At 44.1% G+C, this 8,725-nt stretch carries 9 protein-coding genes; all 9 read left to right on the forward strand.

Annotation, left to right across the window (positions count from 1 at the left end):
• The first annotated feature begins 56 nt into the window (after window positions 1–56).
• The 9 genes from JHC35_RS01010 to hisC all read left to right on the forward strand — a co-directional run bounded on the left by JHC35_RS01010 (window position 57) and on the right by hisC (window position 8,705).
• Window positions 57–1,034 carry a transaldolase gene (locus JHC35_RS01010; RefSeq protein WP_295041517.1) on the forward strand — a complete coding sequence of 326 codons (978 nt, stop codon included), beginning with the start codon at window positions 57–59 and terminating at the stop codon, window positions 1,032–1,034.
• 3 nt (window positions 1,035–1,037) lie between these two features.
• Window positions 1,038–2,225 (forward strand): PilT/PilU family type 4a pilus ATPase, encoded by a 1,188-nt coding sequence (locus JHC35_RS01015; protein WP_295041518.1) that lies wholly within the window; start codon window positions 1,038–1,040, stop codon window positions 2,223–2,225.
• Window positions 2,226–2,294: 69 nt separating this feature from the next.
• Window positions 2,295–2,831 carry a 50S ribosomal protein L25/general stress protein Ctc gene (locus JHC35_RS01020; RefSeq protein ID WP_295041519.1) on the forward strand — a complete coding sequence of 179 codons (537 nt, stop codon included), beginning with the start codon at window positions 2,295–2,297 and terminating at the stop codon, window positions 2,829–2,831.
• Window positions 2,831–3,382, forward strand: coding sequence for an aminoacyl-tRNA hydrolase (gene pth, locus JHC35_RS01025; protein ID WP_295041525.1), 552 nt, complete (start codon window positions 2,831–2,833; stop codon window positions 3,380–3,382). Before JHC35_RS01020 ends, pth begins: the two co-directional genes overlap by 1 nt.
• Window positions 3,383–3,437: 55 nt before the next feature.
• Window positions 3,438–4,520, forward strand: a complete 1,083-nt coding sequence (locus JHC35_RS01030) for an LptF/LptG family permease (protein ID WP_295041520.1) — start codon at window positions 3,438–3,440, stop codon at window positions 4,518–4,520.
• 24 nt (window positions 4,521–4,544) lie between these two features.
• Window positions 4,545–5,753, forward strand: a complete 1,209-nt coding sequence (gene lysA, locus JHC35_RS01035; RefSeq protein ID WP_295041521.1) for a diaminopimelate decarboxylase — start codon at window positions 4,545–4,547, stop codon at window positions 5,751–5,753.
• A gap of 2 nt (window positions 5,754–5,755) precedes the next feature.
• A complete protein-coding gene (locus JHC35_RS01040; protein WP_295041522.1) occupies window positions 5,756–6,535 on the forward strand; it encodes an HAD-IIA family hydrolase in 780 nt (259 codons plus the stop codon).
• A complete protein-coding gene (pheA, locus tag JHC35_RS01045; protein WP_295041523.1) occupies window positions 6,532–7,614 on the forward strand; it encodes a prephenate dehydratase in 1,083 nt (360 codons plus the stop codon). Before JHC35_RS01040 ends, pheA begins: the two co-directional genes overlap by 4 nt.
• Window positions 7,611–8,705 carry a histidinol-phosphate transaminase gene (gene hisC, locus JHC35_RS01050; RefSeq protein ID WP_295041524.1) on the forward strand — a complete coding sequence of 365 codons (1,095 nt, stop codon included), beginning with the start codon at window positions 7,611–7,613 and terminating at the stop codon, window positions 8,703–8,705. The genes pheA and hisC overlap by 4 nt, the downstream gene beginning before the upstream one ends.
• The last annotated feature ends 20 nt before the right edge of the window (window positions 8,706–8,725 follow it).

Here is an 8,725-nt window from a genome sequence, read left to right on the forward strand (position 1 = left end):
TTTTAATGATTTTTAGGCATAATTGGCACACTTAGACATACGGAGCTTTTGAGATAATGTATATTCCTGAATCACGCTTTGCCCTTTGGGCTGATTTTATAGAACGAACCTTTTTGGATGAAGGGTTTAAAGAACTGATCGCAAAAGGGGTTATTAACGGAGCGACCTCCAACCCTGCTATTTTTAAAAGTGCAATTTTAACGTCAAATGCATACAAAGAGCAGATTGCAACGTTGTCTCATTGTTCCCCAAAAGAAAAATATGAAGCGCTTGCAATATTCGATATACAAAAAGCGGCCGATATTTTACGCCCTTTGTACGATGCGGGAGATGATGGATATGTTAGCATAGAGGTTGACCCGTTTTTGTGTGATGATGCGAGTGCTACGATTGCAGAAGGGGTCCGTCTTCATCGCAGTATCAATCGTCCTAATATTATGATAAAAGTTCCGGCAACAGAAGCGGGATATGTTGCAATGGAGGAATTGGCTTCGAAGGGGATCGCTGTCAATGCAACGTTGATATTTTCGTCAGAACAAGCCCTCAAATGTGCCGAAGCGTTTCGTAAAGCTTCCGAAAAATCGTCGGTTGATACCGTTATTAGTGTTTTTGTCAGCCGTATCGATCGTGCCATAGATGAGACTCTCCGGGATAGGGGCGTCCGTACCGGATTGATGGGGATTCTCAATGCTGCGGATATTTACAATCGCGTAGAAGCGTTAAATGTTCCGAAATGCCGTGTGCTGTTTGCCAGTACAGGGGTTAAAGGCTCTGAATTTAGAGCTTCGTATTATATCGATGAACTTTTAGCGCCTAATAGCGTCAATACTGCTCCAATTGCAACGATCGAGGCATTTGTCACTGGTGGAGATAGAACGTTAAAACTTCCGATTTCTCAAGCAGTTATTGAGGAACATCGCCAAAATGTCGCAAATGCCGGAGTCGATATGGAGTTGGTTATTGATCAACAAATCGATGAGGGATTGGAAGCATTTAAAGTTGCATTTTCTGAAATTCTTAACGCATTGGAGTAGAGTATGCTGAATCAACAAACCGATCTGTCTGAACTTAATTTCGAAGTCCTCAAAAAAATTCGTGGATATTTGCGTAGAATGATCGATGCGGGGGGGAGTGACTTGCATGTGAAAGCCAACAGTGTTGTCCGTGCTCGTATTAACGGAGAGATTATCCCCCTTTCGGGTGAGATTTTATCCAAAGACGATGCGCTGATTTTTGCCAAAGAGCTTCTTCGGACGAGATTTCCTGAATTGGTAGAGAAAAAAGAGGTGGACTTGGTCTATACGTTTGATGAACAAACCCGTTTTCGTATCAATATTTTTTTCCAGATGGAGGGGGTATCAGCAGTTTTTCGTTTAATCCCTGTCAAAATTTTAAGTATCGATGAATTGAAACTTCCTAGTGTTATACACACATTTTCAGATATGGAGAGGGGACTGGTATTGGTTACCGGTGTTACGGGGAGCGGAAAATCGACGACATTGGCAGCATTGATCGATGAGATCAATTGGAAACGGCGAAAACATATTATTACGATTGAAGATCCGATCGAGTTTGTTCATAAAGACCGTAAATGTATCATCAATCAGCGAAGTGTCGGACAAGATACGGCAAGCTTCGGGAATGCGCTTCGCGCCGCATTGCGTGAGGATCCGGATATTATCCTCGTCGGGGAGATGCGGGATATGGAGACGATTGAGATCGCTTTGCATGCAGCCGATACCGGACATTTGGTTTTCTCTACCCTTCATACACTTGATGCCAAAGAGACGATCAACCGTATTATTTCGGTATTTCCGCATGCGGAACAAAACCGTGTTCGTATGACCCTCTCATCGGTACTCAAAGGGGTTATTTCCCAGCGTTTGATTCCGACGGTTGACGGGAAGCGGACCGCTGCTGTTGAGATTTTGATTCGAACCCCTCGGATCGAGCAGCTAATTGCTGAAAATCGGGACGTTGAAATTCCCGATACGATTGCGGAAGGGAAGGAGTTGTATAAATCCCAAACTTTTGATCAGGGAATTTTGGATCTCTATTTAGAAGGACGGATCAGTCAAGAAGATGCTTTTGCTTTTGCGACATCGCCGTCAGATTTGAAACTGCGTATGGATGGTTTGAGTGAAACGATCGAAAAATCAAAATTAGGTGTGGATGATGGGCCGAAAACATTCAGAGAAGATGAGTATATTTCGTTGAAATCGTAAAAATCAGTTTAGGATATTATAAGTTGCATTTAAGTATAATCCGTCCCATTTTATTTTAAGGACATGATTATGTTAGAAGGCATTATAAGAGAGAGTATTGGCAAATCTGCTACTAAAGCATACCGCCGTGATGGTTATCTTATCGCCAACATCTACGGAAAAGGGCTTGAAAACGTTCACGCTGCGTTCAAAATGAACGACTTTATCCGTACTGTGCGCAATAAAGAGACGGTAGCATTTGCTGCAAACGTTGGTGGAAAAGAGATGAACCTTGTTGTTCAAGGATACGAGTCTCACCCGGTTTCAGGTAACTTGCTACATGTTGATTTGATGGTTGCGCAGCCAGGTGTTGTGACTCACTATCATGTACCGGTAAAAGCGGTAGGAACTCCGCTCGGTTTGAAAAACAAAGGGATGTTGTTCGTTGCTAAAAAACGTCTTCGTGTAAAAGCGGCGATCGAAAACTTGCCAAACAACATCACTATCGATGTTTCTCCGTTGGACTTGGGTGATTCAGTATTGGTTCGTGATCTTCCAGCGATCGAGAACGTTAAATTTACTGATTCTGACCGTGTATCGGTTCTTAGTATCATTAAAGCGAAATAATCATGCTGATCGTCGGACTGGGAAACCCCGGCTCGGCGTATGTACAAACACGCCATAACATTGGTTTTATGGTAATTGACGAGCTTTGTCGTCGCCACAATGTGCAGAATGTTTCAAAGAGCTCCTTTGAGGGGGAGTTGTTTAAAATGGGGTCGCACTTTCTCCTCAAACCCCTTACGTTTATGAATCTCTCCGGTCGTTCTATCCTTGCTGTTAAAAACTTTTACAAAATTGATGAGGTCATAGTCATTCACGATGATTTGGACCTGCCGTTTGGGGCATTACGATTTAAAAGCGGCGGCGGACACGGCGGACATAACGGCTTAAAGTCGACGGATTCCGCTATCGGTGCCGATTATACCCGCGTTCGTATGGGGATCGGAAAACCTGAGCATAAATCTCAGGTAGCCGACTATGTTCTCCACCCCTTTAGCGCAGAGGAGCAGAATAAACTCACCGATTGGGTTGCTAAAGCCGCTGATGCGGTTGAAATGTTGCTGCAAAGCAGTTGCAGCGACGTTGCTTCAAAATGTTCGCTCAAAGGGCTTTGAGTATTTGCAGGTTTTATTGGGTACAATAAGCACCAATTTTTTAGTTTAGGCTCCTATGCTCGCTTTTAGTACATTATCCTTCGTATATTTGCGCTATTTCACCATTATATTGGTTGCGCTGTGCAGTTTTATGGTTGGATTTGATTTGATGGAGAATGGATCCGAATTGCCTTCATCTGCCAATCTAATGTTGATCTATTTGATGTACAAATATTTTTATGCCATCGATATGATGTTGCCGATATCGCTCGTATTTGCGATTATAGCCTCCCTCGTCGAATTGATCCGATCCAACGCATTGGCTGCCTATTTTGCGTTGGGATATTCAAAAAATAAGATTATGATGCCGTTTTTGAGTGTTGCAAGCGGATTGATCGGAATTTATATTGCTTTGCACGCTACCAATTTTGCCCGTGCGAATGAATTTGCCGATAATTTGCGTGAAACCTCGGAATTTATCCGTCCGACGAGCAATCTATTTTTCACCCATGAGGGAAATTACATCTATTTCGGTAATCTCTATCCGCTTAGTAAGCGAGCAGAAGATATTCGTATATTTACCTTTGAACACGGTACATTAAAAGAGGCATTAAGTGCTAAAGATGCAGTGTATGATAATGGCTATTGGAATATCTCCAAAGCACATCTTATTCGTCCGCCGAGCGAACTTGATTTAAAAGCTTCCGGTATTGTGGTAGAAGATAAAGAAAATTTAAAAGTATTGCATGATTTCAAACCGAAAATTTTGGATCAGGTATATGAAGGGAAAGTCAATTTCACGATTGGTGATGGGATAGACGCTTTGAAACTGCTCAAAAATCAAAATGTCGACGTTGCAAAAATCACCAGCGCGATGTACCGTATATTTGTGACCCCGTGGTTTGCCCCAATGCTGATGGTGATCTTTTTTACTTATGCACCGGTAAGCAGCCGTTTTTTAAATATCTCTTTTTTTAGTTTCGGTGCCATCTTGGTGACGCTGCTTGTATGGGGGGTTCTCTTTATGCTCGGCGAACTTGCCAATAACAAAACGCTCTCTCCGGAAATAGGGGTAATCGGGCCGATACTTTTGCTCAGTGGAGTAATGTTTTGGCGACTTGGAAATCCCCTAAGGAGAGTTAGGGTAAAATCGCGATAAAACTAATTTGAGCGGGGATTGAGGGTGATCGATTTTAAAGCTTTGGCACAAACATACGGAACTCCTTTGTATGTGTATGATTTTGATGCGATGCGTATGCAGTTTGAGTCCTTAAAAGAGGCGTTTCGGGGTCGTAAATCGATTCTTGCGTACGCGGTAAAAGCCAATTCCAATCTTAATGTCGTCAAACATTTTGCGCAGTTGGGATCAGGTGCGGATTGTGTTTCGATCGGAGAAGTACGCCGTGCATTGATGGCGGGGGTACCGAAATACCGTGTGATATTTAGCGGTGTCGGTAAACGTGACGATGAGATCCGTGAAGCGATTGAATCGGATATTTTGTATATCAATGTCGAGAGTGAAGCGGAACTCGAACGGGTAGAGATGATCGCTCGTGAATTGGGGACAAAAGCCCGAATTAGTATTCGGGTCAATCCGAATATCGATCCCAAAACCCATCCGTATATTTCGACGGGGCTCCATGATAATAAATTCGGGGTTGAGATCGTTGCGGCAAAACGGATGTACATCCAAGCAAAAAATTCCGAAAACCTTGATCCGGTAGGGATCCATTTTCATATCGGAAGTCAACTGACCGAGTTGGAACCAATTTATGAAGCGGCAGTAATCGTGGCGGATCTTCTTCGTTCGCTTCAAGCGATCAATATCGAACTCAAATTTTTCGATATCGGGGGCGGACTCGGTGTTCGCTACAACGATGAGACGACGATTGAGCCGTATGATTATGCACAAGCGATTCTTTCGGCACTCAAGGGGATTGACGTAACGATCATCTGTGAACCGGGGCGCTTTTTGACGGCAAATGCGGGATATTTCCTTACCAAAGTATTGTATGAAAAAAACAACGGTGCAAAACGCTTTGTGATGGTGGACGGGGCGATGAACGATTTGATCCGTCCGAGTTTGTACAAAGCGTATCATCGCATCGAAGCGTTGGATAAAAACGGTGAAGAGAGTGCGGCGGATGTGGTTGGCCCAGTGTGTGAAAGCGGCGACTTTTTGGCCAAAAATTATCCGCTTCCGGCATTAGAGCATAATGATTTACTGGTCGTCCATAGTGCGGGAGCGTACGGTTTTGGGATGGGAAGCAACTACAATACTCGCGGACGTTCAGCGGAAATTGCTGTTGAAGCGGGTAAAGAGCGTTTAATCCGCCGCCGCGAAACGTTTGAAGATGTGATCGCATTAGAACAAGAGTATTTGCAGGATTAATGATGTATTTCATAGACGTGCAGGGGACACTGATTGATGATCATACCAAGCTTCCTACCCGTGGCGCGGTAGCCTTTATTGATTATCTCAATGAGCGTCAAATCCCCTATATGGTGATTACCAACAGCACGAAAAATCCGAGTGACGAGTTTTTGGGTTATTTGAATTCCATCGGATTGCATATCCCCCAAAGTCATTATCTCGATCCGTTGATGATGCTGGAGAGCCATATTGATAAACGCCGTAAAATTGCCGCGTACGGGTCGGAGCCTTTTTTAAATGTACTGCGTTCGATGGGATATACCCTCGATTTCAACTCTCCCGATGTTGTGCTGGTTGCGATCAAAGAGGACTTTACCCCCGATGAGTATGCTCAAATGATCGAGTTTCTCCTCGCGGGAGCCAAACTTGTGGGGATGCATGAGACGACGCTGTACGCAAAAAACCACAAACGTTATCCCGGTGTAGGGGCGATTTTGAAAATGTTGGAGTTTGCCACATCGACTCAGTACACTGTAGTCGGAAAGCCGAGTGTTCCGTTTTTTGAAGAAGCACTGAGTCGACTTCAGCAGCAAAAAGCCGATGCCGCATTTAGCGAGATTACGATTATCAGTGATGATGTCAAAGGGGATTTGATTGGAGCGCAGAAACTGGGGATGAAAGGGGTATTTGTGTTGAGCGGAAAAATCCGAAACGCCGATGAAATCATCCCCTCGTTGAATCCTTCCGAGTGTCCGGCAGAAATTTATCCAAATATAGAGGGGATATTGGAGCAATTATGAATACATTAGAAGAGTGCAGGGCGCGTATCGATGAGATCGATAATCAGGTTGTCGAGCTTTTAAACCGCCGTATGGAGGTTGTTCGTCGTGTCGGTGAGATTAAGCACCAAAACAACGGAGCCATTTACCGTCCGGAGAGAGAAAAATCGATCATCGATCGCTTGACGAAAATTAGTGAAGAGTCCAACGGACTTCTGAATGCGCAAGCGATAGAAGCGGTTTTTCTGGAGATTTTTGCCGTTGCACGTAATCTTGAGCTTCCTGAACGGATTGCCTATCTCGGACCGGAGGGGAGCTTTACCCATCAGGCGGCAGAGTCGCGTTTTGGTGCGATGAGCGATTATCTCTCCTTGGGCTCTATTGAAGCAGTATTCAAAACCCTCGAAGCGGGTCGCGCCAAATACGGTGTCGTTCCGATTGAAAATTCGCGTGATGGTGTAGTGGGCGAAACGCTTGATCTTCTTGGGAAAAGCAGTGTCAAAATCGTGTCGGAACTCTATATGCCGATTCATATGGCATTTGCAACCAAAGCCGAAAAAATCCACCATATCAAACGGATCTATTCCAAAGACAAAGGGTTCGGACAGTGCCGCGATTTTTTGGCGGAACACGGTTTGGACAGCGTGGAACATATTCCGGTCGAATCGACGGCGAAAGCGGCTATTTTGGCCAGCAAAGATCCCGAAGCGGCGGCTATTTGTTCCCATATCGCCGCAAAACTCTACGGCGTTCCGACACTCTTTGAAAATATCGAAGATACCCAAAACAATGCAACACGTTTCTTTATTCTCAGCGATTTTAAAAACGCGATCAGCGGGGAGGATAAAACATCCATTTTGGTTCGTTTAAAAGATGCTCAGCGGGCAGGGGCATTGGTTCACTTTCTGGAAGATTTCAACAATGCCGATATCAATCTCAGTAAAATTGAGAGCCGCCCGTCTCGGGATAATGACGGGTTCGGATATTGGTTTTTTATCGATTTCTTCGGTCATATCGATGAAGAGAGAGTTCAACATTTAGTTCAAAAACACAGTGAAGAAGTAACCTGGCTGGGAAGTTATGTAAAGGGAGAGTTATGAAATTTAATGAAGCATTGGAATCGATTAAAACCTACGAAGCGGGTAAACCGATTGAACTGGTTGTCCGTGAGTACGGAATTGATAAAGACTCTATTGTAAAACTTGCAAGTAACGAAAACCCGTTCGGATGTTCTCCAAAAGTTAAAGAGGCAGTTCGCTCCATTATCGACAATATGGCGCTTTATCCGGATGATTCGATGGTGAAACTTAAATCGGCTTTGTCGTCTAAATACGGTATCCAAAGCAATGAGCTCATCATCGGTGCCGGCAGCGATCAAGTCATCGAGTTTGCGATTCATGCCAAAGCTCATACAGGGACAAAAGTTCTCGTCAACAGCGTGACCTTTGCGATGTACGAGATTTATGCGAAACAGGTAGGGGCACAAATCATCCGGACTGCATCACGCGAGCATAAAATGGATGAATTCTATGCACTGTACCAAGAGCATAAGCCTTCCATTATTTTTCTCTGTACGCCGAATAATCCGACAGGAGACGGTCTGCTGGCGCAAGAGATGATCGATTTTATCGCGAAAGTCGACAGCGATACGTTGGTAATCGTTGATGGGGCGTATATGGAGTATGCTCGCTTTAAAAATCCAGCCTATGCGGTTGAGCCGAAAGATTTGATTGAGCGGTTCGATAACGTCCTTTTTCTCGGGACATTTTCAAAAGCGTACGGATTGGGCGGTATGCGGGTGGGATACGGAATTTCACGCGCCCCTATCATCGAGGCGTTGTATAAAGTTCGTCCGCCGTTTAATATCACAACGCTTTCTCTCGAAGCGGCATCAGTAGCATTGGAAGATGAAGCGTTTGTCCAAGCGTGCATCGCGGATAATTTCAAAGAGATGGCTCGATACGAAGCATTTGCACACACTAAGGGGATTGATGTGATTGATAGTTATACCAATTTCGTCACTTTATCGCTTCCTGAAGAAAAAAATTCATCAAAAATTGCGCAAGAACTCTTAAAAAAGGGTATGATTGTACGTGATTTAAGCAGTTACGGTTTGAATGCAATTCGCATTACAATCGGGACTACCGTTCAGAACGATCGATTTTTTGAACTCACTGATCCTTTATTATAAAAATAGGTAACAATGGATTT

Source organism: Sulfuricurvum sp., from assembly GCF_022759005.1.
In the GTDB taxonomy this organism is placed as follows: Bacteria; Campylobacterota; Campylobacteria; order Campylobacterales; family Sulfurimonadaceae; genus Sulfuricurvum.